The sequence below is a fragment of the Alteromonas sp. ABD4_190 genome, from assembly GCF_056160105.1.
This window is the reverse complement of the sequence record NZ_JBSWWN010000001.1, coordinates 914,271-939,505: the sequence shown is the minus strand read 5'-3', so window position 1 is coordinate 939,505 and position 25,235 is coordinate 914,271. Positions and strand designations below refer to the sequence as shown.

Annotated in this window: 18 protein-coding genes; 10 read left to right on the top strand and 8 right to left on the bottom strand. The window is 42.6% G+C overall.

Annotated features, from left to right (window positions below; translation table 11 throughout):
- The first annotated feature begins 35 nt into the window (after window positions 1-35).
- From gcvT to ACXAFM_RS04145, 6 genes are all read left to right on the top strand, one after another.
- Window positions 36-1,115, top strand: coding sequence for a glycine cleavage system aminomethyltransferase GcvT (gene gcvT / locus ACXAFM_RS04170; RefSeq protein WP_334038196.1), 1,080 nt, complete (start codon window positions 36-38; stop codon window positions 1,113-1,115).
- 26 nt (window positions 1,116-1,141) lie between these two features.
- Complete coding sequence (gene gcvH / locus ACXAFM_RS04165) at window positions 1,142-1,531, top strand: glycine cleavage system protein GcvH (RefSeq protein ID WP_014979989.1); 390 nt, start codon at window positions 1,142-1,144, stop codon at window positions 1,529-1,531.
- Window positions 1,532-1,652: 121 nt separating this feature from the next.
- A complete protein-coding gene (gene gcvP / locus ACXAFM_RS04160) occupies window positions 1,653-4,550 on the top strand; it encodes an aminomethyl-transferring glycine dehydrogenase (RefSeq protein ID WP_474833518.1) in 2,898 nt (965 codons plus the stop codon).
- Window positions 4,551-5,371: 821 nt separating this feature from the next.
- Window positions 5,372-7,309, top strand: a complete 1,938-nt coding sequence (locus tag ACXAFM_RS04155) for a hypothetical protein (protein ID WP_474833514.1) — start codon at window positions 5,372-5,374, stop codon at window positions 7,307-7,309.
- Between the two features lie 2 nt (window positions 7,310-7,311).
- Complete coding sequence (locus ACXAFM_RS04150) at window positions 7,312-8,004, top strand: hypothetical protein (RefSeq protein ID WP_474833512.1); 693 nt, start codon at window positions 7,312-7,314, stop codon at window positions 8,002-8,004.
- Window positions 8,001-8,897: an SIR2 family protein gene (locus ACXAFM_RS04145; protein WP_474833508.1), complete on the top strand. Its 897-nt coding sequence runs from the start codon at window positions 8,001-8,003 to the stop codon at window positions 8,895-8,897. The genes ACXAFM_RS04150 and ACXAFM_RS04145 overlap by 4 nt, the downstream gene beginning before the upstream one ends.
- Before the next feature lie 721 nt (window positions 8,898-9,618).
- On the opposite strand, the gene ACXAFM_RS04140 is transcribed toward ACXAFM_RS04145, so the two are convergent.
- From ACXAFM_RS04140 to ACXAFM_RS04130, 3 genes are all read right to left on the bottom strand, one after another.
- A complete protein-coding gene (locus ACXAFM_RS04140) occupies window positions 9,619-9,840 on the bottom strand; it encodes a hypothetical protein (RefSeq protein WP_474833506.1) in 222 nt (73 codons plus the stop codon).
- 119 nt (window positions 9,841-9,959) lie between these two features.
- Window positions 9,960-11,129, bottom strand: a complete 1,170-nt coding sequence (locus ACXAFM_RS04135) for a serine hydrolase domain-containing protein (protein ID WP_474833504.1) — start codon at window positions 11,127-11,129, stop codon at window positions 9,960-9,962.
- A 156-nt stretch (window positions 11,130-11,285) separates the two neighbouring features.
- Window positions 11,286-12,332: a hypothetical protein gene (locus ACXAFM_RS04130; protein WP_474833502.1), complete on the bottom strand. Its 1,047-nt coding sequence runs from the start codon at window positions 12,330-12,332 to the stop codon at window positions 11,286-11,288.
- A 390-nt stretch (window positions 12,333-12,722) separates the two neighbouring features.
- On the opposite strand from ACXAFM_RS04130, the gene ACXAFM_RS04125 reads away from it, so the two are divergent.
- From ACXAFM_RS04125 to ACXAFM_RS04115, 3 genes are all read left to right on the top strand, one after another.
- Window positions 12,723-13,907: a PQQ-dependent sugar dehydrogenase gene (locus ACXAFM_RS04125; RefSeq protein ID WP_474833500.1), complete on the top strand. Its 1,185-nt coding sequence runs from the start codon at window positions 12,723-12,725 to the stop codon at window positions 13,905-13,907.
- A 90-nt stretch (window positions 13,908-13,997) separates the two neighbouring features.
- A complete protein-coding gene (locus tag ACXAFM_RS04120; protein ID WP_474833498.1) occupies window positions 13,998-16,652 on the top strand; it encodes an ATP-binding protein in 2,655 nt (884 codons plus the stop codon).
- Between the two features lie 121 nt (window positions 16,653-16,773).
- Window positions 16,774-17,223: a DUF3010 family protein gene (locus ACXAFM_RS04115; protein WP_474827163.1), complete on the top strand. Its 450-nt coding sequence runs from the start codon at window positions 16,774-16,776 to the stop codon at window positions 17,221-17,223.
- Window positions 17,224-17,347: 124 nt separating this feature from the next.
- Here the strand turns inward: ACXAFM_RS04115 and ACXAFM_RS04110 are convergent, their stop codons facing one another.
- The 4 genes from ACXAFM_RS04110 to ACXAFM_RS04095 form a co-directional block, all read right to left on the bottom strand.
- Window positions 17,348-17,896, bottom strand: coding sequence for a hypothetical protein (locus ACXAFM_RS04110; protein ID WP_474827161.1), 549 nt, complete (start codon window positions 17,894-17,896; stop codon window positions 17,348-17,350).
- A gap of 222 nt (window positions 17,897-18,118) precedes the next feature.
- Window positions 18,119-21,325: a tetratricopeptide repeat-containing hybrid sensor histidine kinase/response regulator gene (locus tag ACXAFM_RS04105; RefSeq protein WP_474833495.1), complete on the bottom strand. Its 3,207-nt coding sequence runs from the start codon at window positions 21,323-21,325 to the stop codon at window positions 18,119-18,121.
- 17 nt (window positions 21,326-21,342) lie between these two features.
- Window positions 21,343-21,546, bottom strand: coding sequence for a hypothetical protein (locus ACXAFM_RS04100; RefSeq protein ID WP_179984203.1), 204 nt, complete (start codon window positions 21,544-21,546; stop codon window positions 21,343-21,345).
- A gap of 14 nt (window positions 21,547-21,560) precedes the next feature.
- Window positions 21,561-22,388, bottom strand: coding sequence for an SAM-dependent methyltransferase (locus tag ACXAFM_RS04095; protein ID WP_474833493.1), 828 nt, complete (start codon window positions 22,386-22,388; stop codon window positions 21,561-21,563).
- Window positions 22,389-22,563: 175 nt separating this feature from the next.
- Between ACXAFM_RS04095 and ACXAFM_RS04090 the strand changes: the two genes are divergently transcribed.
- A complete protein-coding gene (locus tag ACXAFM_RS04090) occupies window positions 22,564-23,004 on the top strand; it encodes an SRPBCC family protein (RefSeq protein WP_474833490.1) in 441 nt (146 codons plus the stop codon).
- Between the two features lie 170 nt (window positions 23,005-23,174).
- Here the strand turns inward: ACXAFM_RS04090 and ACXAFM_RS04085 are convergent, their stop codons facing one another.
- Window positions 23,175-25,199: a RecQ family ATP-dependent DNA helicase gene (locus ACXAFM_RS04085; RefSeq protein WP_474833486.1), complete on the bottom strand. Its 2,025-nt coding sequence runs from the start codon at window positions 25,197-25,199 to the stop codon at window positions 23,175-23,177.
- Window positions 25,200-25,235 lie beyond the last annotated feature (36 nt).

Sequence of the window (25,235 nt, the reverse complement as noted above, 5' to 3'; positions counted from 1 at the left end):
GTTTTCTACCTTTCAAATTAAAAAGAGTAAGTGGAATGTCTAGTACCACCGCCCTACACGCAAAGCACCTAGAAGCCGGTGCGAAAATGGTCGATTTCTTCGGCTGGGATATGCCAATTAACTATGGTTCACAAATTGAAGAGCATCACGCTGTGCGTCAAGACGCCGGTATGTTTGATGTGTCTCACATGACCATTGTTGACGTAAAAGGCGCGCAAGCCAAAGCGTATCTTCAGTACCTTTTAGCCAACGACGTGGCAAAATTAAAAGACAAAGGCAAAGCGCTATACAGTGGCATGCTTAATGAAGAAGGCGGTGTTGTAGACGACCTTATCGTTTACCACTTCGACGAAACTAACTATCGCTTAGTGGTTAACTCAGCAACGCGCGAAAAAGACATGAACTGGTTAATGAGCAAAGCTGAAGGCTTTGACGTAACCATCACCGAGCGCCCTGAATTTGCCATGATTGCCGTACAAGGCCCTAACGCAAAAGAAAAAGCCGCCAGCCTGTTCAGCGCAGCGCAAAAAGAAGCGGTAGCGGGCATGAAGCCATTCTTTGGTGTACAAGCAGAAGACTTGTTCATCGCTACCACAGGTTACACCGGTGAAGCAGGCTATGAAATTATGGTGCCAGCTGAACAAGCGGAAAGCTTCTGGCAAGCACTACTAGACGCGGGTGTTAAGCCATGCGGCCTGGGTGCTCGCGACACACTTCGCCTAGAAGCAGGCATGAACCTATACGGCCAAGATATGGATGAAACCGTATCACCACTAGCCGCCAACATGGGCTGGACAATTACATGGGAACCGGCAGAACGTGATTTCGTAGGGCGTAAAGCACTAGAAGCGCAGCGCGAAGCGGGTACCGACAAGCTAGTAGGCTTGGTAATGACTGAAAAAGGCGTGCTGCGTCACGGCCTTAAAGTGAAAACAGAAAGCGGCGAAGGCGTTATCACTTCAGGTACCTTCTCTCCAACTCTAGGTCACTCAATTGCGATGGCACGAGTACCAAGTGATGTTGGTGAAACAGTAGAAGTGGAAATGCGCAAAAAGTGGGTTACAGTAAAAGTGGTTAAGCCCTCCTTTGTTCGCAATGGAAAAAGTGTTTTATAAGTTAACAGAGAATAACAGGAACGATTATGAGCAACATCCCAACTGATTTACGCTATGCCGCTACGCACGAATGGGTTCGCCCTGATGGAGACGGTGTTTTCACTGTAGGTATTTCTGAGCACGCACAAGGCTTACTTGGCGACATGGTTTTCGTTGATTTGCCAGATGTTGGCGACGCAGTAAGCACTGGCGACGACGTATGTGTTGCTGAATCGGTAAAAGCAGCGTCTGACGTTTACGCGCCAATTTCAGGTGAAATTGTAGCTATTAACGAAGACCTAGAAGATTCACCAGAACTAGTTAACTCTGACCCGTACGGCGACGGTTGGCTATTCAAAATTAAAGCTGACGATGCGGCAGAAGTAGAAGGTCTACTAGACGCTGAAGGCTACGAAAACAGCATCGACGAAGAGTAATTCGTTACGCAGTTTTAAAAGAACCATAATTTGAAAAGGGGCATGAAGATAATTCAGCCCCTTTTTAACTTAAAGATTTAACGCGCCCTTGCGGCAACCATTACGAGTGCTTAACAACGTTATGTCGAATACTTCCCCTACATTGGCTCAACTAGAGCAAAAAGATACATTTATCCGCCGTCACATTGGCCCGGGTAAAGGCGAAATTGAAGAAATGCTGTCTGCTATTGGTGCAAGCTCACTAGACGATTTAATTGAGCAAACTGTACCGGCAGGTATTGCGCTACCAGAGCCACTAAAATGTGGTGAAGGGGCGACAGAAGTTGAAGCATTAAGTGAACTTAAAGCCGTTGCACAAAAGAACAAAATTAACCGTTCTTTCATTGGTATGGGTTACTACGATACGCACGTACCCAACGTTATTCTTCGCAACGTACTAGAAAACCCAGGTTGGTACACAGCGTACACGCCTTACCAGCCAGAAATTGCCCAGGGTCGTTTGGAAGCTATTCTAAACTACCAACAAGTAACCATTGACCTTACGGGCCTAGAGCTAGCATCGGCGTCATTACTTGATGAAGGTACAGCGGCAGCAGAAGCCATGGGCCTTGCTAAGCGTGTGTCTAAGAACAAAAAAGCGAATGCGTTCTTCATTGCTAACGACGTTCACCCGCAAACGGTTGACGTGGTTGAAACTCGCGCTGAAATGTTTGGTTTTGAAATCATCAAAGGTGCGGCAGAAGAAGCAGCAGAACACGACGTATTCGGTGCGCTACTTCAATATCCAACCTCTACTGGTGAAGTAAAAGACATCAGCGACATCATTGCTGCGGTACAAGCGAAAAAAGGGATTGTGGCAGTAGCCGCTGACCTTATGAGCTTGGTAATGCTTAAGTCGCCTGGCGAGCTAGGTGCAGACGTTGCACTTGGTAGTGCACAGCGCTTTGGTGTACCAATGGGCTATGGTGGTCCACACGCGGCATTCTTTGCTACACGCGACAGCTACAAGCGTTCACTACCTGGCCGTATTATTGGTGTAAGTAAAGACACTCGTGGTCGCCCAGCACTTCGTATGGCGCTACAAACTCGTGAACAGCACATTCGCCGCGAAAAAGCGAACTCGAACATTTGTACAGCACAGGTGCTGCTAGCCAACATGGCAAGCTTCTACGCGGTGTACCACGGCCCGCAAGGCCTTAAAACTATTGCTGAGCGCATTCACCGCTTCGCCGACATCCTGGCTACTGGTTTGAACCAGAAAGGTATAGCCCTTAAGCACAGCACGTACTTCGACACGCTAACCGTAATGGTAGACAACAAAGAAGAAGTACTAGCAAAAGCCTACGCAAAAGGCATGAACCTACGTGCTGACCTTGAAGGTGCGGTAGGTGTGTCGCTAGACGAAACCACAACACGTGAAGACATTGTTGCGCTATTCGACGTACTGCTTGGTGAAGAGCACGGCTTAACAGTCGAAGGTCTGGATGCAGAAGTAACCACGCAAGAGGTTAAATCTATTCCTGAAGGTTTAGTACGTACTAGCGACTTCCTAACCAACGAAGTGTTTAACAAGTATCACTCTGAAACAGAGATGCTTCGCTACATCAAGAGCCTTGAAAACAAAGACTTGGCGCTTAACCACTCAATGATTTCATTGGGTTCGTGCACCATGAAGCTAAACGCAACGGCTGAAATGATCCCTGTAACATGGGCTGAATTCGGTCAGCTTCACCCGTTCGCGCCGCTAGATCAAGCAGTAGGCTATCAAGAAATGATTGCCGAGCTTAGCGAGTGGCTAATTAACGTAACGGGCTACGACGCCCTTTCAATGCAGCCTAACTCGGGTGCGCAAGGTGAATACGCAGGCCTATTGGCTATTCAGCGTTACCACGAAAGCCGTGGCGAAGGTCACAGAAACGTGTGTCTAATTCCAAGCTCTGCCCACGGTACCAACCCTGCGTCTGCGCAAATGGTTAGCCTTAAAGTGGTAGTAGTAGCGTGTGATAGCAAAGGTAACGTAGACCTTAACGACCTTCGCAAAAAAGCGGAAGAAGTGGGCGATAACCTATCGTGCGCCATGATCACATACCCGTCTACTCACGGTGTATATGAAGAAACCGTACGCGAGATTTGTGACATTGTTCACCAATACGGCGGTCAGGTTTACATGGACGGCGCGAACATGAACGCGCAGGTAGGCATTACGTCACCTGGTTTCATTGGTTCAGACGTGTCGCACCTTAACCTACACAAAACCTTCTGTATTCCACACGGTGGCGGTGGCCCAGGTATGGGGCCAATTGGTGTTAAGTCGCACCTTGCGCCATTCCTACCAAACCACACGGTTGTTAACGTAGAAACGGCGGGCAAAGACTGTGGTGCGGTATCGGCAGCGCCATGGGGCAGTGCATCAATTCTGCCTATTAGCTACATGTACATTAAAATGATGGGTAGCGCAGGCCTTCGCCGTGCAACCGAAGTAGCTATTCTTAACGCTAACTATGTGGCTAAAAAGCTAGAAGGGCACTTCCCAGTGCTTTACAAAGGCAACAATGGCCGCGTAGCGCACGAATGTATTATTGACCTTCGCCCGCTTAAAGAAGCAAGCGGTGTGACCGAGCTAGATATCGCGAAGCGCTTAAACGACTACGGCTTCCATGCGCCAACCATGAGCTTCCCAGTAGCGGGTACGCTTATGATTGAACCAACCGAGTCGGAAGCGAAGTACGAACTAGACCGTTTCATTAACGCCATGGTTAGCATTCGCCAAGAAATTGCGAAAGTAGAAAGCGGTGAGTGGGATGCAACTGATAACCCGCTACACAACGCACCGCACACACTAGCTGACATCTGTGACAGCGACTGGAACCGCAGCTACGACCGTATGTTAGCTGCGTACCCAGCGCCAGAAGTACACAGAAACAAGTTCTGGCCAACGGTTAACCGTATTGATGACGTGTATGGCGACCGTAACCTGATCTGTTCTTGCCCCAGCATCGAGAGCTATGTTGAGGAGTAGGGTGGTTGAATATGACAATTGAAGTTGTTAATTTCAATTGACGTTAACGATTCCAATGTATACCCAGAGGCGAGCTTAGGCTCGCCTTTTTTATGACAAGAATATTACTTCTTGAATTCAGCTGTGAGCGGGGGGCTGTTTTGCATATGCGGGGTAGTGACTGTAGAAATAGTTGAGAAAGCCTATTTACAGCTTTAACAGCCCACCGATAAAGAAGACACCCCGGCGCTAGTGTAGTACTTGAACAAAATTAATGCCAAATACGGCAGCTAGACGATAGGTACTGCTACAAAAAACAAAGTAATAAGTAGTATTGGTACACGCGCAGGAGATACTCGTCACTCCAGCAACTAATTGGTGACATTTACCAAAATTTAACTGTGATTATAATTAAGTGAAAGCAGCGAGAAAAATTGTAATTAACCGACATAGAAGGGGGGATTCGATTCAGGCGGCACGCTGATGGGGTCTAGCCTGGTCTTTACTGGTACGGGTAGCAAGTGGCGAGGTACGGTTGTTGGTTGACTTATAGTATCCCACTAATTTATTGTGTTGCATATTGTATATTATTTGTGCATAATGCGCGACCTGCTTTTAGATAGGACAAGTCCAATGGCTCTCGTTAAAGATATAGTTAAAAGCGCTAAGCTAGATAAAAATTACGGTTCCAAGAGGAGAGGAAACCCTAGGAATTCTGACAACTTTATCGGTTCTGGTGACCGTAGAACACGTCGTGCGAACAGTTCTGATAGCCAACAGGAAGAAAAAAGAGTACGCTTTAGCTATTACGTTGGTTTGGAATAATACTAGAACTATTTTAAATGGATTTAAAAAACGCCCAAATGGGCTATTTAAGGCTTCGCTTAAAATCTGCGGGCGACGTAGAACTAGAGCTTGATGAAAATTTCGATGAAATAATAAATAGTTGGAATTCGTCTACTCGTGTATCACCGATTTTTTGGTACACGGAAACCTCAGCGGGCGCGGAATTTCCCGTTCAATTCAAGAAATTTATTCTATTTGCTGGCCCAATTTATCCCCCAAAACTCTTCCAGCACGTACCACTATCTGAAGATACGGATTTCTATCTGACCTATGGCATATACAACTGTATCGTAACTACAAACGATGAGCGACTGCTAGAGCAGATTGAGGTTTTTTTAGAGTTTAACAATGTGGGTTTTGAGAGGTGGAAGGCCGATAGTGGTTATTATCCTACATCGAGTATAATACACTCCCTAGGTCACGATGTAGAAACGTCTTCGATAAATGAATTACTTTCTGGTCTTTATCGGCGAAGTGTCGGTAATGAAGTCAGTGTTGAGTTATCAGAATTTACTGCTTTGGCTGCTTCTGCGATTAACAGAGCGAGTATTTATCGCAAAGATATTTTTGCTTCATTGACAAAACTAATAAAAATGGTTGAAGCAGAGGTGCTATCAGGTTTGGCTGAAAACTCGGTCGAATCCGTGAACAATTACCTAACCAAGGCAAATGCAGCGCTTTCGCGTTTTGCTTCTCAAACATTTTCGGGAACCTTCCCAATTCCACATACGGAATGTCATTTTTGGTGTCATTCACTTTTAGGTACTGGCTTAGCAAACTATGGCCTTTTTAATTTTGTAAGTGAAATAGACTCAGTGTTAACTGAAAACAGCTTGTCATCGAAACTAATCGCTGCTGCAAAACTGACTGGCAAAAATGCACCTGATTTAACAAGGAAAGAAAACTCAAAAATCCCATTTTGGGAAGAAACATCTAGCCAACTAACTCTAAAAACTAGTGAATCGTCACATCTGACTACGTTACCATACTATTCAGGCCGTGATGGCTTTCTGAGCGAACACAACTTCATTAGTGCGCCTTTAAAAACAATTAATAAATGTGCAAATGAAAAATGGAGTTTGCTTACACTGACCCATGAACTATGTCATATAGCAATGAAAGGGCCGCTTTCAGTGCTTTTACCAATTAAAGACTTCGATATTGATGAGTTTGAATATGGATATGACGATGCATGGGAGTTAATAGAGCAGCAAGGTAAAAATAATGACCTATTGAGCCGTATTCGTGAGGTTTTCTTGAAGTCTATAGTTGGTTACCACCAAAAAACACCAAGTAAATCTATTGGGAATGGAAAAGAGCGCTATCAATATGCTAGTGTGAACACTATCGAAGAGCTTATAGATATCATTGAATATGAAAGTAAGGACATTGAAGAAATTTTAGTGCACATACTCGATTATTTAATATTCTACGCCGGTGATGAAAAGAGGTACATTAGAGGTATATGGAGTACTTGGGCAGTAGTTCCTGATGCCTTCAATAAAATAGAAGAATATTTGACTAGAACAGTAAGCGCTTTAATAAGTGCTAAATTAGCAAGCCATGGCAAAAATAGTTTTGAAGACATTAAAGCCACCCTTCTTAGGGAGTTAGAGTCAGTAAAAGACGACGACTTTGGTTATATTGACGAGGCAAAAAAAATAATTGAAGCTCAATGGGAGCAAATAGTTGTAACAGTAACTTCTCTCATTCCTATAATAAAGATCTGTAGATTTATCTTGTACGATAGTAAATATAGGGATTTTTATCCAAAAGATGTAATCAATAAATCGGATTATCCTAAATTAGTTCTAGGTCAGAAGAAAATACCTAACTCAATTGATTTTATTAATTTTGCAATGACAAACAATAAAACAGTTGATGTCGAGTCATATTATATATTGACCTGCTTAGCTTTTTGCTTGGAGGCTTAGCGATGTGGACTGGTAATGTCTATTGGGTTCCAAAAAAAAATCAAAAAGAATTCGAAGGCGAAGACTTTCTCAAATCAAAAAAGATAAAAAAAGAGAGTCGCGTATCCTCTTCTTGGCGAATCTACACTTACATCTCTTCAGAGCCTCTTCTTTTGCGAGATAAGACAGATAAAGCCGCGCCATATGAGTACATGTTTGCAATATCTATTTCAGAAAATAATAGAATGGTAATTGTTTCACAATATGCAGTTGTGTTGGAAAAATTAAAAGAAATATCACCATTTTCAAAGGTTTGTAGAGCTGCTAACTCAGTTCACTATAAAGTTGATGACTTTGTAAAATTTTATAGTGAAAAATATAGTGCCTTCCTGTCTGAGCCTGAAAATAAAAGTGACGTTTTAAGTGTAAAGGTGCTAAAAACTGAGGCACAAATAAAAGAGATTGGCCATGATCTTGATTCGATTTCATTATCAGGGAAAGACTTAGTTACATCTAAGATTTTCAGAGAGACGATAAACGTATCCTTTTACACTTCGGTTACGTTAGACTTTACTGATAATAAAAGTGTCAATCTGACAATAAGGAATAATGGTAAAATACTTTTGTCAGACATTTCACCATCCAACTTTTATTACATAAACCAAATTCTATCGATACTTATGCAGCATGGCTTTGTAGTTGAGGACCTATTATGAGTTCATTTCTTTCAGCGGATGATTGGGAATTAGAATCTAATCAGATCGACTTTTTGGGTGAGAAGATTGCAGCAGGGAATATTACTATTTTCCTTGGAGCAGGCGCTTCATATGACTTTAAGTTGCCAAATTGGGATGGGTTGATTAGTAATATGGCTACAGAGTGCGCTATAGATTACGATAAGAAAGATCTGTTGAAGAGTGCAAGTAAGATAAAAAAAGAAATCACTTCCCAAGGCAAAGACTTTATTGATGTACTCCATAGAGCAATATACAAAGAGTATGAAGATGACTTTGGAAAACTAAGGGGCAGTCATACGCTTAATTCTATTTATGCTACAATAGCCTCAGCGAAGAGAGCCAGTGCACAAGTCATCGTAACTCTCAACTATGATGATGTAATAGAAACCTTCTTGAGGTTTCATGGCCTTATTGTTCAAAGTATTTATCCAGGATGTCTAGTCAAAGAAGACGCTGACGTATATGTTTATCATCCTCATGGATTTGTCCCTTACAATATAAAAAACGAAGTGTCTAAGCCAGACGAAATTGTTTTAACTCGCGCTGACTATATTAAAATCTTCGCAAATACAGATAGTGAGTGGGATATTTTGATATTGGAACGATTAATAACTTCAACTCCAATTTTTGTTGGGCTAGGTGAGGATGACCTTAATTTGCTAAGATTGTTTCAACGATTAACTGCACATGATAAGAGAACCAGAAGTTCACCTTACATAGGGATCTCCTTTAAGAAAAACAGAAGTGATGAAACTGAAGAAGCTTGGAACGAAAACAATATTTATTGTAAGGAAGTACTAAACTACGAGGATGCAATTGCAAAATTTCTTTATTCATGTTGCCAAAAAAGCGCTGAAATAAGAAAGATTTAATAGTCTATGTTGAATTAGAGTATTGAGGGTATCAACGACCTGTATTACCCACTGCGTCAGCCCTCATTTCAATATTTTTATGTTCAGGTGGTGAGTTGTTTTTGCGTTTCAGATGGCAAAATAGAAATAGCGATGAATTATATAGTCGCTGCATTTAGTAACGTCCCGTATGGCTCCAAATCGCTGTACAAAAGCATCAACTTTGATCAGGAAAAGTCTGTTTGTTAGGGGGCGCCAAAATCTTATAGTTAATTTCGGGCTCGGTAATGCAGGCAATGATTCTTACATTAGTTTTTCACACGCTTCTCACTTTGGCAGTGTAAAATTCACGTTTAAGCCTCAGTACCCGCGCCATGCTTCGCTAATGGTTTGCCCCCACTCTTTTGTAATAACGCCCTCGAGGAAGACTATATGGAAGCGATTATTCAAGTTTAGTGCACTTCAAAAACGCGAAAAGAACGTTACCGCCCTCGTCTTGGTTTGCTTTTTGCGTTTGTCGTTTATAGACATATGTGTGAATAGCTGTTAATGGTGCCCTAGGTAAGGATTAGTAGTTCTGAGTACAGATTCTTTTATGGTTAGTCTACTGGCTGTTGAGAATGGAAACTCATTGCTCCAAGGTCTGCTTCACGTACCTAGCAGCCGTCTGGCTTCGAATATATTAACGGCGGCAACTGGCACAAAAAAGTATCAGGCAAATTAATAATTCGCACTCAATCAACTACTCTTTCCTAACACCCCGAATATTCCCATCCATAACAAGCGCCTCAACCAGCCCATTTTCATCATCCATCTCAAAACGAATACTACTGCCGTTCTTCGCAAAAAATCGTCCGCCACCCTCATAAAAATATTCTTCGTTTTCAACATAAGGTAAGGCGTTAAGCACAAAGCCATTGGTTGTTTTTTCTAGCACCACATTAACGTTAACAGGTTTAGTCACCACATAGGTTCCAATGTATTTACTCAGTTCCTTTTGCCTTATGGGTACTAACTTCCTAACCTCAGCTTCCGAGTAACCTACGTTTAACACTTCTTTTAAGCGTATTTCTAGTTCAGTTATTAACTGCCACCGTTGTTGCCGTTCGTCATAATGGCGTAGCCGTTGCCCGTTCCTAGCTCAATATATAGCTGCGACATAAACCCAGCATCTGCGCCGCCGTGACCAAAGCCTAAAATTTCACCGTTATCATCCATATTGATAAAAAAGCCTATTCCTACATTAGGCGGCTCAGCACTTGGCGTATTGTTGGTTAACATTTCTTGCGCGGTGGCTTGCGATATCCAGTCGGTTTTCTGCCCTAAATACGCGTTACGAACGCCCCTTGCCAATTTCAACATGTCTGATGGCGTACTCCACATGCCTGCCGCTGCTGATGTGGCGTAGGTATGGGCGCCACCTTTAATTGGCGAGCCGTCACCGTCATACGGCGTAGCCATATTATTTGATAAGTTGGTCGATATGGGTTGTTCGAAGCCAGAACGAGTCATGCCTAAAGGTTTAAACAATAGCCGTTGCGACATGGTTGGCAAGGGCTCATTAGCTACGTCTTGCAAGGTAAGTTGAGCGAGCGTAGTGCCGCCACCGGAATAACGCATTTGCGTGCCAGGTTGAATATCAACAACAACGGCATCGGTATTGGCGGGAAATGCACCTTCTAGCACCTGCTGCAAAGTAGGTACTGGTTCGCCAGTTGCGTAACCAGGAAAGCCATGTATTGTGGTGCCTGCCGTGTGGCTTAATAATCTGCGTAAAGAAACAGCGTCTTGCCCAGTCCACTCATGTTCAGGTAACTGCCAGCTGGTGAGTAAGGTATTAACATCTGCATCTAGATCTAGCGGGTTATCTTCGCGATATTTCATCAATACTGCTGCAAATGCGGGTTTTGAAATACTGCCTGCTTGGAACACCGTTTTTTCATCAACAGCCAATTCAGTGGCTAAATCTTTAACGCCGCTTTGCATGGTCCAAGCTATTTGCCCATGTCTCATAAACGCGACAGACACATCGGGCACATCATAATGCGCTTGTCTTTGCTCTAAAGATTGGTAATCAACCTTTTGCCCTTCAATTCGAATGCGTTCAGCCAGTCCAGTTTTTAAAAGGTCAGCTTCTTTAAATTCTGCGCCAGCAGAGGGAGAGGCGGGCAGGGTTTCAGGCTCTGTGCAGCCTAACAACGAAGTAAAACAAAGCGAAAGTGCTAAAGAGGCGAAGAGCTTATTTGTTTTCATTATGTGTATTCCATTACGAGTGAACGTACCAGAGTACGTTCCTATTATTATTCCTCCAATTTACAATGCTTTATATTATAGATGTTCATAAAGCGTAGACCGAATGGTTTGTGGGGTATTAACGTAACTAAACAAGGGAATGCATTTAACACGTTATCACTCGCCCAGCATTAACTCTCGAACCGTTTGCTTAATAAAGGCCTTCAAATTTTGCCTGTCCTGCTCAGGTAAATATCGGGTATGTGCAGTAATAAATTCAGCTTTTGAATACATGCGTTTTATTGCTGCGTTTAAGCGCGCTATGTGCTTTGCCCCTTGTGGCGTTTTGGGGCATATAACATGTCCTGATACGTGGCTTGGGTTACCCGCAATGGAATAACTGCGTACTTCAACAGGTATTTTATCTCCATAGCTTAGGTAAACACTGGCAGGATAGATAAGTGCAAAATTAGACTTTCCCTTTGCAAACATCTCCATAAAGCGAGTGTAATAAATATCATTTGCTACACGAAGAATTTTCTCTCGACTAACTTGCTTCAAATCTTGGTCAATCTTTTCACCGAATGAGTAATATTCAGGCAGTACAATGAAACCGTCGGAGTAGGCTTCAATTACCTTAGATACACTTAATAGCTGACCGTCCTTATTTAAAAGGTTTTCATCTATTGGTGGCATTGATGCTAGTTGATAAAAACGTTGTGTTTGAAAGAAGCTTAGTGGTAATGAATATAGGTGATTTTTTTCACGATCAGGGGCTTTAATTTTATTGAGTACGCAAATGTTTTCGCCGTGTTGCATATACGCGAAGGAACGGACAAGGGGAACATGAAGAACAGGTTCTTTATACCCTAGCTCATCAACTAGCATTTGTACTGTATCGACCGAGGTTGAAAAAGGCTGGTCGTCCAGATTTACTCGTTCAGTTAGAAACGCATTGTCAGCGTGGAAAGCGAATGCGTTTTTTTGATCACCGATGTCGGCTGCATTTGCACTAGCAAATGTTATTAAAGATATAAATAGTCCAACCCTGACCAACGTCTTACTCCTTGGCAAAACCTTACTAAAACTCACTCTGTAGCGAGCTAAACCTATTTTAGATCCTACATTTTTCAACAAATGTACATATTTTGGAATGAATCGAACTGAAAATATAGTTTTTTTGTTGTATATCTTTTTAGAAACAAAAAAAGCCGCAATCAGCAACGTGATGCGGCTTTCCGAGCTGGGCTGAAAGACAGCCTTCTAGAGCAATTACGTTAAAGGGGTTAGCTAGAACGAGCCTCACTCATAGCTGCCTGTTCGAATACCTTAACTCTCGACATATGATCACCTCCTTACATTCGTTGCTAAAACTTTTTTGAAATTAACATAGGCAGTATTCAAGTAAAGTATTGCAGCATTAAAGAAAGTTTAGGAAGAGCGCGCTTAACTCAAAAATACGAATAATTAAACCAAGTCGATAATATAAACCTCTTTAATTAAATCTCCGTAACCAATGTTAACTAAAACCCTATGCGCCACCCGTTGATGTGTAATAAACGCTTCACCGTGTAACTAGCAATACGCAAACTCTCGAAAAAGGTTAGAACGTCGATGAACACAACAAATTCGCACAAAAACAGCATGAGCCGAAAAGCTGCACTATTGGTTATGCTTGCTGCTACCTCTTTTTTTACGTTTGCCCAGTCAAACTCATTTGAACAAATCGAAATGAAGGGCAGTATGGGCACTTCAGTAACGGGTAATGTATTGGCATCCTTCGATAGCCCCTGGGCCATGACTTTTTTGCCAGATGGGCATAGTTTGGTAACGGAGAAAGCCGGCACATTATGGTTGCTTGATGAAAACCAGCAGAAGCGTTTCGAAGTTAGTAATCTGCCAAGCGTTACTGCCCGCGGGCAGGGCGGTTTGGGTGATGTCATTATTCACCCTGACTTTGCGTCAAACAACACTATTTATATTTCCTTCATTGAACGAGATGAAAAAGACGATGCGTTTAGCGGCGCAGTAATTGAGCGCGCCACGCTTACCATTTCTGATAGCGGTGCGAAGCTATCTGATAGAAAGCTAATTTGGCGTCAATCGCCTAAGGTGACCGGTAATGGCCATTACTCTCATCGCATGGCGTTTTCACCTGACGGACACTTGTTTATTACCTCTGGCGAGCGTCAAAAATTCACCCCAGCCCAAAACATGGCAATGAATTTGGGCAAAGTTGTGCGCTTGAATGACGATGGAAGTGTGCCAGAAGATAATCCGTTTTATGGTCAGGGCAGCGTAACCGAACAAATCTGGACATTAGGTCATCGCAACCCTTTAGGTATCGACTTCGATGAGCAAGGTAATTTATGGGTTCACGAAATGGGGCCGCGCCATGGCGATGAACTTAACCTTATCGAAAAAGCTCGCAACTACGGTTATCCCACTGTGTCGCAAGGCGACCATTATTCGGGCGTAAAAATTCCTAAACACGAAGATATTCCTATTTTTAAATCGCCCGAGTTAGCGTGGGTGCCTGCTATCAGCCCTGCCGGTTTTATTATTTATAAAGGTGATAAGTTTAGCGACTGGAAAGGTAACGGTTTCATCGGTGGTTTATCTTCAAAAGCGCTGGTTCGTGTTGCCTTCAAAAAAGATGATGAAGGTAAGTGGAAGATTGAAGAAGCAGAGCGTTACGAATGGGGTAAACGCGTACGCGAAGTCGAGCAAGACAGCATGGGTAATATCTATGTGCTTGAAGATAAGGAAGGTGGGCGTTTGATTAAATTAAGCCAATAAAACGTAAGCGCGTTATTATTTGGCTTGTCGATGTGATAGTTTTCGATTCATTCTCGCTTATAACGGACGGATACAAACTTTAGGAACTCTATGAATCAATCTCCTCAAAACTTTAACTTTGAACGTTGTGAAGACGAGCCAATACACATTCCCGAAAGTGTACAAAGTTATGGGTTTCTTATCGCGTTTAGCTACGACGATTTAAATATTTCAATTGTTAGTGAAAACTGCGAAACGATATTTGCTGAGAAGATCATAGGTAAAAACTTTTTAGATATTCTCTCCTCTGATACTAATGAGCGCGCGTTTCTTGAAGAAACCTTCGATAGAGTGTCGAAGAGCAAAATACGGCTGCCCATAAAGCTGATTTTAAATTCGTCGCTTTTAGTAGAGGGGGAAGCAAGAGATTATTTAGCGGTTGTTTACGATTCAGGTCATCATTATGTGGTCGAGCTTGAGCCTGCTACAGAATTTAGAGATGCCTACAGCGCAGAGCAATTCATTAAGCTTTATTCAATGTCTATCGCGCCACGCTTCAAAGAAATGACATCTCTCGGTGAGATGGCGCAAGAGATGGTGTCGACCATTAAATATCTCACTAACATGGATAGAGTGGTGCTTTACAAGTTCAACGATGACTTCTCAGGTAAGGTTATCGCGGAAGCTAAGGCTGAAGATATGGAGTCTTATCAAGATTTGTACTTTCCCGCTTCAGACATACCAAAACAAGCCAGGGAGCTCTACAAAACAAATTGGGTAAGGTTAACGCCTGATACAGAATTGCCCCCAGCTAGATTGGTGCCTCCTGTCGAGGAGGTTGGAAGAGAGCGGTTAGATCTCACTCGTTCGCTGTTGCGCACTTTCTCGCCTATTCACCTTCAATATATTAGAAACCAAGGGTTACGCGCTTCGTTCTCCATCTCTTTAGTTACAGACGGAGAGTTATATGGGCTTATTTCTTGTCATCATCGCGAGCCCTGTTATATCCCTCAAAATGTAAGGTTGCAGTGCGAAAACTTAAGCCAGTTGTTTAGCTGGCATTTGTTGGCAAAAGAAGAAGAAATTGCCAAGCACAAAAAATATGTCACCGACGAAGCCGTGGATGCCATGCTAGACAAAATAGGGCCAGCAAATCCTATCAGTCGCGTGGTGAAAAGCGGTGAACGGGCGTTTTTAGATGCGCTTAATAGCTCTGGGTTTGTGTACTATTCGCAGTATGAAACCATTACGCTTGGAGAGAGCTTACCAATAGAACTTATCAAAGATATCTTTTCTAAAGCGAGCGGCGAAGGCGGTTTCCCTTACACTAACGATTCACTTTATGATGATTATCCTGAAGCGCGAGAGTATGGGATAGCGGGTGTTATGATCATTCCGCTGTTTGAGAAAAAGCAGTACTTTACCGCTTGGTTTAGAAAAGAAACCCATCGCGTTCAAAAGTGGATTGGCGCTGAAGATGAAAAATCTGAAGATGCGCCAAAAGCAGAACGTCTTAAACCTCGTTCGGCGTTTACTATCCATACCCGCACAATTGAAGGGCGTTCAACAACGTTTGATAAAACTGACGTTGAAACTGCCAACCGATTAAACAGGATGTTTTTGGTTTATGCGCTTGATGTGCAAGAACGTATGCATATCAGTATCCAGGAACTTGAAAAGCAGGATAACTACAGAAATGAATTTCTTGCTACCTTGGCGCATGAGTTGCGAAACCCATTGGGCCCAATCATGTCGGGCGCGAGTATTTTAGAGAGCGTTGATGATGATAAAACCCGCAAAAGGGTAACGGCTATTATTAATCGACAAGCCGAGTACATGTCAAAGCTTATCAATGACCTAATGGACGTTTCACGTATAACTCGAGGAAAGGTTAAGCTAGAGTTTGAAAGGTTAAGCATTCGAGATGTACTTTCTGATTCGTTAGAAATTGTGGAACAGCAGGTTAAAGCGAAGAAACACGACATAACGGTTAATTGTCTTGAAGAAGATGTGACCGTTTACGGCGACAAAGCGCGTTTAAGCCAGATCTTCTCTAACATTATCCATAATGCGGCTAAATATACGAAAGATTCAGGAAAGATAGCAGTCGAGATCAAAAAAGAAGGCGTGATGATCGTCGTTTCTGTGAAAGACAACGGAATGGGTATCCCTGAAGACAGGCTAAAAGACGTGTTTAACATGTTCACTCAAATTGAAGCCCATTCTACGCATACAAAAGGCGGTCTTGGCATTGGTCTAACTCTGGTGAGTAAGCTTGTGGCTTTACATCACGGTGAAGTCTCTGTAATGAGTGATGGCGTTGACCAAGGCAGTACCTTTGAAGTAAGGCTACCTATTTCCAAAACCGCTTACGAACAGACAGAAAGTACAGAACTGGAGTCTTCTGTTCAAAGCAAAGGTAAAGTGATGTTTGTTGATGATAACGCAGACCTTATCGACGCTTATTGTTTGCTGACTGAATCGATGGGGGTTACCGCTCTGGGCATTACCTCGCCTAAGGAAGCTGTTGACGCATTTAAAACCTTCAAACCTGACTATGCATTTCTAGATATCGGCATGCCAGATATAGACGGTTACGAGTTAGTTAAAATGCTTAAGGCGTTACCTGAAGCGGAGAATACGAAATTTTATTCTCAAAGCGGGTGGGGGTCAGAAAAATACGTAGAAGACTCTAAATCAGCTGGGTTCGACGAGCACTTTGTAAAACCCTTGTCCAAAGAGACTATTAAGTCTGTGCTAAATTGAGTTTGTCGGGCGGGTGAGTACGGTAGCTAAAGATTTTGATAGTGAGTAAAGAAAAGTGATGCAAGTGAATAACAGCCGCGAAACGGGTTATAATGGCAGGCAAACGTAATTAGGAATAAATATGAAAGTCTGTGGTATAGATTTAAAAGGTAACGAAGCAATTATTAGTTTAGTGTCGCTAGCTGACGGCTTGTTTCACTTGCCCGACTGCCGTACGCGTCGTTTAACCCTTGCTGATACCAGTGCTAAGGGTTTGAAAAGCTTTCAAAGCACCTTCGCGAAGCTTGTCGAAGACTACAAAATTGATGCGGTAATCATTCGCCAACGCCAGAGCAAAGGCAAATTTGCAGGAAGCGCAATTGGCTTTAAGCTAGAGGCCGCTATTGAGTTAATTGATGGGTTAGAAGTTATTATATTTAGCCCAACAGATATTAAAGAGTCGCTTCGCAGAAACCCACTAGCGGTTCCGTTCTCTGAAACGGGGTTAAAGCAATTTCAAGAAACAGCATTCACTACCGCTTACGCGTGGCTGATGAAAAATGAGTATGCGTCGCAAGAATCTAGTGAATAGCAAGTATTGCTCGCTTCATGAAACGTAAAAGTAGGTTAGAGATTGATTTTTACGTGCGAGTAGTGATTGGTATAAAGAAAATAGAAGATGCTTTTGAGTGAAAAAGCATCTTCTAGCTCAAGCTTTATTTAAGTAAAGCCGGAAAGTCTGGGTGAGAGAAAATCTCAGTATTTAGCTTCTGTACCGCAGGTACAAAAGAACGCTGCATTTCAGAGCAGGCTGACGTCGCTAGATAGCTCGACTCGTAATCATAACGTGATTTAATGTTTAGGTTTTTACCGTTGCTTGAGGCTAAAGATAAATCGAATTCCCAAAACGCATTACCGATTACGGTGCTGCCATAAATATCGTTAAGGTTTGCGGTTAAAACTGTTGAAGATTGGTCTTCATATAGGTCTGCAACAACCATTTCAGCTAAAATTGCATCTCTGATGTACGTTGCAAAAGTTCTACCTTCTGGTGTTCCCACTGGAGAAGACAGGCGGCACATTACCTTCGACTCGTTTTTACCTGAGTCGGTAAACTCACCAATATTGGCTTGAACGTCTTGCTTCGACAAGGCTCTTAAAGCAATTGTGTTTTCAGTAGAAGTGGCATAGGTATGTACTTTGTTTGCGCAGCCAGTGGCTAAAAGTGAAACACCAAGCAGTAGTATAGTTTTTAATTTATTCATTTTTTTTCCTTGCCCATTTGAAAAACTCTCTTTATTGGGCGTTATTGTAAAGAGAGCGGTTAAAAGCGCTTAATTGTTAAAAAAAGCTAAACAATAATACATCAAATCCTAAAATGTTGAAGGCTAAAGTTAGCCAAAAAGTCACCGATAATCAGGCATGTGGCGCGTGTTATGAAGCACCTGTTAATTGAGAGACTTTAAAGAGTATGAAGATGGATTGCGCTATGCTGTTTCGTTTAGCTGTACTCTCATCTTTTTGAGCGACTTATAAAAAAGGTCTAATTTCGCACTGAAATCTTTCGCATTTTCGTGCTCACCACGCTTTACGCTTAACTCTATCGAGCTAGCTAATTCTGCTAGTGTAAACGCACCAATATATCGAAGTGCCGTTGTGAAAATATGCGCTATGCGCGCAATGGATGGATAGTCTTGGGTATCAATAGCCTTGTGTAGCGCGTTGAATTCATCTTCTAAAGCGATAAAGTCATTAAGTAGGTTTGTATAAAGCGCCTCATCGCCGAGCAATGCGTGTAGTGCTTTGGGTTTGTCGATAAATGTAAGTGATGAACTTGTTACCGCTGTTTCATTGGTTACTTCTAAAGTAGCCGAAGACCTTCTTTTATCTAAAACCTCAACCAATACATCAAAAAAGCGATTAGGGTCGACAGGTTTATTTATATGACCATCCATGCCAGCCGCTAGGCTTTTATCAATGTCTTGTTGCATGGCATGAGCGGTTGTGGCGATGATAGGTAAAGTTAACTTCAACTCTTCTCTAATGTGTTTGGCAGCCGTTAAACCATCCATTACCGGCATCTGAATATCCATCAATACTACGTCGAATGCGCTGTCTTTACGCAGTATGCTTATTGCTTCTAAACCATTATTGGCAACTTCAATTGAGGCTTTGGTTTCAGCTAAAAGGCCAATCGTTACTTTTTGGTTGAGTGCATTGTCTTCAGCAAAAAGAATACGTGTACCTTTTAAATTAGGCACTGCTGGTTTGTCTTTAGGCAAGGCTTTAGTTTTTACGTTAAGACAAAGCTCTTGCAACTCATCTACCAGCTCACTAGTACTAAATGGTTTCTTAATAAAGTTACGTATGCCAAGTTGGTTCGCCTGTTCTCTCATTCGTAGCGATTCAAATGCATAAAGCATGACCACTTTTGGCTGCTTAATTGAAAACTCTTGGCTCATTATCGCCGCTACTTCGAGGCCATCTATATCTGGCATATTCCAATCTAAAATGAGGACATCGTAGGGTGATGATGCGGCTAATGCAGCGCGCATTTTTACAACCGCATCTTTTCCGCCAGAGGCGATATCAGCTTGAATGTTGGCCATTGAAAGGGCTTCAGAAATTGCGTCTCGCGATGCTTCAATATCGTCTGCGATAAGTACTTTCAATGCAGAAAGCTGCTTAGATGGCGAAATAATTTGTTGAGAAGCGTCCTGTTTCACTCTTACGGTAAAGTGGAAAATAGAGCCTTTTCCTAGCTGGCTCTCTACCCAAATTTCGCCGCCCATTAAAGCGGTGAGCTGTTTACAAATTGCTAGGCCTAAACCTGTGCCACCGTAGCGCCTTGAAATGGATTCGTCACCTTGATTAAAAGGTTGGAAAAGTTGGGCTTGATGGGCGCTACTTAAGCCAACGCCTGAATCTTTCACTTCAAACTCAAGTTGAATATCGTCTGCGGTTTGTGTGCATCTAACGCTTACTGAGATAAGACCATCTTCAGTGAATTTAAGCGCGTTACTTAGTAGGTTGTTAAGCACCTGCTGTATACGCAACGGGTCGCCAATTAAGTTTAGCGGCACGTCTCGAGAAATATGTTGTATAAGTTCTATGTGCTTTTCTTGTGCGCGTGTTAGGTGAAGTCTTATAGTTTGATTTACTAGGGAATCCAAATTGAATTGCGTAGACTCGATATCCAGCTTGCCAGCTTCAATTTTAGAAAAATCGAGAATGTCGTTGATTATACTGAGTAGCGTTTGCGATGCGCCTTCAATCTGAATCAAATTGGTTTGCTGATCTTTGTCTTCTGCAGCGCGTTGAGAAAGCTTGGTAAGGCCTATAATTGCGTTTAGCGGTGTTCGAATTTCATGGCTCATACGGGCCAAGAAATCTGACTTTGCTTTGGTCGCTTTGCGTAAGTCCTGCGTCAGCGTATTAAGGGCTTTTCGCTGTAGTCGGGTTCTAAGCCAAAGCCCGACTACTAAACCTAATGAAAGGATTACAAAGCCAATAAAATAAAGTTGCTGAGTGTTCTTTTTCTGTTGGATCAGGTTTCGCTGTTCTTTTAGCTGGTTATCTTTTTCCAGAAGCTTTATTGTTTCTTCTTTTTCAGACACAGCTAATCGCACACGGTGTAGCGCCATCAGCCTTGACTGTTGCTCATTAAAACTTTTCTTGAATGCTTGTTGATGTTGCTTGGAATAGCTAAGTGCGGCTTCCAGGTTGCCGTTTTCCTCGTGAAGCTCGATAAGTTGGTTTAAAAGGTCAGTAACCAATACTTTGTCATTTTTAATGATGTCTTTTTCGAGTCCAGCTTCAAGTTCGCTGATAGCAAGCTCAATTTCACCCTGTTGCTTATAGATGTCTACAAGGTGAAGAAGATGTGAGCCTTCGTTATAGCGAAACCCAACCTTACGGTCGGCTTCTGCTGCTTGATTCAGTTTCTTTAATGCTTCGCTTAAATTCCCTTGTGCAATGTGAAGCTCTACCATGGCGCTGTGTACAATGCCTATGAAAGGGTAGTTAGCTTCGCGAAGTAAATTTTCAGCTAACAATAGGCTTACTTTCGCATTTTGATATTCGCCTAACGCACGCTGTGCATACCCTTGGAAAAAGTATGCGGTTCCTTCTCCCTCTTTATTATTAAAACGTTGCGCTGCAGCCAAATATTGATGCGCAAATGTCAGCATCAGTTCATAATTTTTTAGCGACATGTAAACGTTGCCCATGGCGCTATACACCAAAAGAACGCGGTCGCTTCCTACTTCATTGTAAAAATCTAGCGCTTGGTGCATGGCTTCTAGTGCGCTGGCATGCTCGCCTGAAAAGTCTAGAATTAAGCCCTCTAAACGATACGATTCTGCAAGCGCCCGCAGATTTTCTGATGAATTCGCATACTTTCGGGCTTCAAGTAATGCTTCGTAGGCCGACGCATAATCCTGTTTTAAAACATAAAAATACGATTTAATGTTTAAGAATTGTGCATGTTCGAAAGCATCTGGCTGAGCTGCAAAAAAAGCATGCAATTCTGTAAACGTACTTTGAACGTTCGGGTCGTTCTCTTGAATTCGAGCTCTAAGCTCAGAAAGCTGATGTACGGCAGAGGATGCCTTGTCTTGCGGCGCAGCGAGAGCGCGCGCAGGCAGTGTCATTAGGGCAATGACACTAATAATGCACAAGACAAAGCGCTTCATAATTCGCTTACTATGAGTTAGTAGCTAACAACACGAATGGTTTTACTGGTGTCGTCAAAGCGCTTAGATAACTCGTCCCAGTTTTGATCGGCAATAATTTTTACTTCATCGGCAGATAAGCCGTATTTCTTTGCTGTTGCAACAGGGTCGCTTTTGTAGGCGTCCATAAGCTTACTGTTGGTATCTAGTTCAACCATGAAATCTTGAATAGATTTTGCCATTTTTATTATCCTTTTTAATTTACAGTCGGGTTTCTATAGTTAGTCACTTGTTTTTCTGTTAGCCCTAGCTTTGCTAATCGGTCCCGCCTATACGCTGGCATTCCTTTGGAAGGAACAACGAGAGTCGAGATTAAAGTGGGTTTTACGTATTCAAGTTCACGGAGCAGAACTTTTTCTATTTTTGGTTCGCAAAGTGGCAGTGTTGCTGCTTCATAAATAATAAGTTCGTGATCCGCAGGATAATGCTCCGCCAATATATCTGCCAACATGGCCAGCCCTGATTGGCTATGATTTGCGTCTAAAACGCTCAACGTGGCTTCCCCCGCCAAACCAATTTGCCAGATTATTTGCGTCATATGTGGGTCGATGCGGTAATCGCGAAACAGAAACTGGGTGGCTTCGTAAGACTGACAGCCAAAGCGTGAGGGGTCTATGCCTAAATCGGCAATTAAGCAGTCTTCTGCCGATACACCGGGTAACATTTTTGCTTCCAAGTTCATCTGTTGAACACGGCGGACAGCTTCATGAGAGGGAGTAACAAAAACACCAGGGTGACCATAAAAAGCAACGCAAACTTTATTGCCTTCTACTACAGAATCTACAATTCTATCGGCCATTTGAGAGTAGGTGAGGGCGCGGGATTTACCTTCTTCATAAAGGTCGTCTAGCGATACACTATTTGGATTAAGCTTAGTTACCACATGCTCGCCAATTTTGTTCATGATGCCCATAAACACGATGTCGGCATTTTCAATGTGGCTTCTAGCGGCAATGGTCATTTGCCCTGCAACGCTAATACCTGTGCCGACCACAACTAGCGATCCTTTTTTAGTGGTGTCCATTGCATCCTAAACCGTCTACGACACTGTTATTTAGCCACTATAAATGAGAATTAAGGTTTTTGCTATATTCACAGGTTTGCGGATTAACGATAAGTTTTATTAAGTAAAGGTTTTATAGTGTTTAGGCTATTATCGAAAAATATCGCTAATAAGAATGTATAAAAAGGATTAAAGCGTGTTCTCAATTCATGTAGAGCGAACCATAAATAAACCTATTAAAGAGGTTTTTTCCATATTAAGTGACCATGCTAATTATGCGCAGTTTAAAGCTATTGAGCAGTCGAATTTACTGGTAAAGGGTAGTAATGAACCAAATGGGCTAGGTGCAGTGCGCGAGATTATTTCTGGGGGCTCGAACCTTCACGAAGAGATAGTGGCTTACGAGCCGCCTTATAAACTAGGCTACAAAGTGGTGAAGTCGAAGCCTTTACCATACGATCATCAGTTAGGTGAAATAACACTGAAAGAAGAAGATGGAAAAACGCTCGTGACGTGGCGCTCAAAAGGGCATATCACTATTTTTCTTTTGGGAAGCCTTTACTTCGATAAACAGATTCAAAGTGTTGGTAGCCGTGCCTTCGGTAGCATTCTAAAGCAGATTGATAATATGGCATGATTCGCCGTTAATTGATAAAACAACTTGCTAAACGTTCAATAAACATAGTTCATGCAACCGGCTGATAGTAAGCCTGAACGCTAGCGTATTCTTACCTCTTTTAGTAAAAAGGCACTGGCTCAATTAAATACTGGCTAGTTATCGGCCAGCCAGTAATCAGTAACAGCGAGTCATGGGTATAAAACTGCGTTCACTTCTTCTAGAACGTCTGCATATCGGCAGTGTTCAAAACTGCCAAATCCTTTAACTTGTCTTATTTTTAAGCGGCTAAATAAAGGCATTGTCATGCCAGTTAGAAAGCGACAATAAATAGAAGGGGTGATAGTGCCTTCGAACTTATCGCTTAGATGCGCTTTTAGCGCTGTCATAGCTTCAGATATTTGTTCACTATCTGGTGTTGATATTGGTGATGAATAGCTAAGCTTCGCCACATCGCCTTTACATACACTGCAATGTCCACACGTATTCGGTGCTTGAGTATCATCAAAATATGCAGATAAATTATGGCTTAAGCAGGTGCCTTGTTCGAAAAATCTTACAAGTGCGGCGATGCGCTCAACCTCTTTACGCTCGTTTTCCGCAAAATAGTGGGCTAGTTTATTTGCTAAATCGCCGTCTTGCAGTAGTTCGTTGTTAACACGGTATACATCTGTAATTAAGCGAGATGCAAGCTCTATATGATTGTGCTCGTGCAAGTATTCTAAGGCAGCCACTACTCTAGAACGCTCTGCGCCGTAGTGCTGATAAATACTGTCAAAGTCGACTACACCCCATACTTTCTTCATGTTTGAGTGCGTGAATACAGCATCTAAAAAGCGCGCGCGCTCTTCTGAAAACAGACTTAATATAGTGGCTTTATCTGTAATGAAGCGGAATTTGTATTCTGCGAAATAGGCATATAACGGGCGTATAACGTTCGCGAGCTCAAGCTGTACCAACAGCGTTTTAAGAGGGAGCTGACGAATATTACTCGCACTTGATAAGCTGTTTATCTGTGTTTCCCATTGGTATACGCTTGCTTCATTGCTAATTGATGGGTTGATTTGGTTAACTGCACCTTGCATCGCTCCACCTTGCGTTACTGTTTTTTGCATCGCAGGGGCTTGCGACTTAATGTCGTTAATAACGCGTTCAATAGCGCTTTTATCTGGCGTGTCGCCGTAAACAAAGTTTTCTATGGTAACAAGCCCATCTAAGTTCGCGAGTACGGTACAGTTTGCTGCTTCTCCATCCCGTCCACCCCTGCCGATTTCTTGGCTGTAGTTTTCGATAGATTTGGGCAGGTCGTAATGAATTACAAAACGAATATCCGACTTATCTATGCCCATACCAAAGGCAATAGTAGCTACAACCACTTGAAGCTTATTGTGCATGAAGTCTTGCTGAATACTTTGCCTTATTTCACTGTCGAGGCCAGCGTGGTAGGCCTTCGCAGCAAACCCTTGCTGCTGCAAAAAGCGCGCTACTTCCTCTGCGCTATTTTGTAATGTAACGTAAACAATCCCAGCACCTTGTTGTTTTTGAATTTCTTCAATCAATGCTTGGTTTTTATGGGGCTCGAGAACAGGCCGCACATATAAATTTAAGTTAGGTCGATAAAACCCCGTTTGAATCATATTGTTCGGCGCAATATCAAAGCGGGCCGACATATCTTCTTTTACTTTTTTAGTGGCCGTTGCTGTAAGTAGCAATACCAGTGGGATTTTAAGCTCTTTTTGGTAGGCGGGAAGCTTAAGGTAATCAGGGCGAAAGTTATGGCCCCACTCAGAAATACAGTGCGCTTCATCGACCACCAACATACTGACCTGAACGGATTCAATAAACTGCCTAAAGCGCTCATTCTTAAAACGCTCCACTGACACCATTAAAATTTTACACTGCCCTGAACGCACGTCGTTCATCACTTGTTTGTTTTGCTCAGGTGTTAACGTGGAATCGATGCTAGCTGCCGCAATACCTTTGCTATGCAAAAATTCTAGCTGATCTTTCATCAGCGCTAGTAGTGGAGACACTACCAAGGTCAAGTGTGGCAATTGCGTAGCAACAAACTGATAGCACAATGATTTGCCCGAGCCAGTGGGAAAAATCGCTAACGTTGAATTTCCACCAAGCAGTGATTCCACTGCCTCCTTCTGTCCCTCGCGAAACGCCGAAAAACCAAACAGCTGCTGCAAAATATTGGGGTCAGAGTACATTAATAAGCTTCCAAGTCGCGATATAAAAAATGGGGT

Bases quoted from the DNA above. Each gene is read 5' to 3' on its own strand.
- gcvH (WP_014979989.1), top strand. From the start codon at position 1,142: ATGAGCAACATCCCAACTGATTTACGCTATGCCGCTACGCACGAATGG.
- ACXAFM_RS04155 (WP_474833514.1), top strand. From the start codon at position 5,372: ATGGATTTAAAAAACGCCCAAATGGGCTATTTAAGGCTTCGCTTAAAA.
- ACXAFM_RS04145 (WP_474833508.1), top strand. From the start codon at position 8,001: ATGAGTTCATTTCTTTCAGCGGATGATTGGGAATTAGAATCTAATCAG.
- ACXAFM_RS04105 (WP_474833495.1), bottom strand. From the start codon at position 21,325: ATGAAGCGCTTTGTCTTGTGCATTATTAGTGTCATTGCCCTAATGACA.
- gcvT (WP_334038196.1), top strand. From the start codon at position 36: ATGTCTAGTACCACCGCCCTACACGCAAAGCACCTAGAAGCCGGTGCG.
- ACXAFM_RS04125 (WP_474833500.1), top strand. From the start codon at position 12,723: ATGAACACAACAAATTCGCACAAAAACAGCATGAGCCGAAAAGCTGCA.
- ACXAFM_RS04110 (WP_474827161.1), bottom strand. From the start codon at position 17,896: ATGAATAAATTAAAAACTATACTACTGCTTGGTGTTTCACTTTTAGCC.
- ACXAFM_RS04100 (WP_179984203.1), bottom strand. From the start codon at position 21,546: ATGGCAAAATCTATTCAAGATTTCATGGTTGAACTAGATACCAACAGT.
- ACXAFM_RS04135 (WP_474833504.1), bottom strand. From the start codon at position 11,129: ATGAAAACAAATAAGCTCTTCGCCTCTTTAGCACTTTCGCTTTGTTTT.
- ACXAFM_RS04120 (WP_474833498.1), top strand. From the start codon at position 13,998: ATGAATCAATCTCCTCAAAACTTTAACTTTGAACGTTGTGAAGACGAG.
- ACXAFM_RS04085 (WP_474833486.1), bottom strand. From the start codon at position 25,199: ATGTACTCTGACCCCAATATTTTGCAGCAGCTGTTTGGTTTTTCGGCG.
- gcvP (WP_474833518.1), top strand. From the start codon at position 1,653: ATGTCGAATACTTCCCCTACATTGGCTCAACTAGAGCAAAAAGATACA.
- ACXAFM_RS04115 (WP_474827163.1), top strand. From the start codon at position 16,774: ATGAAAGTCTGTGGTATAGATTTAAAAGGTAACGAAGCAATTATTAGT.
- ACXAFM_RS04095 (WP_474833493.1), bottom strand. From the start codon at position 22,388: ATGGACACCACTAAAAAAGGATCGCTAGTTGTGGTCGGCACAGGTATT.
- ACXAFM_RS04150 (WP_474833512.1), top strand. From the start codon at position 7,312: ATGTGGACTGGTAATGTCTATTGGGTTCCAAAAAAAAATCAAAAAGAA.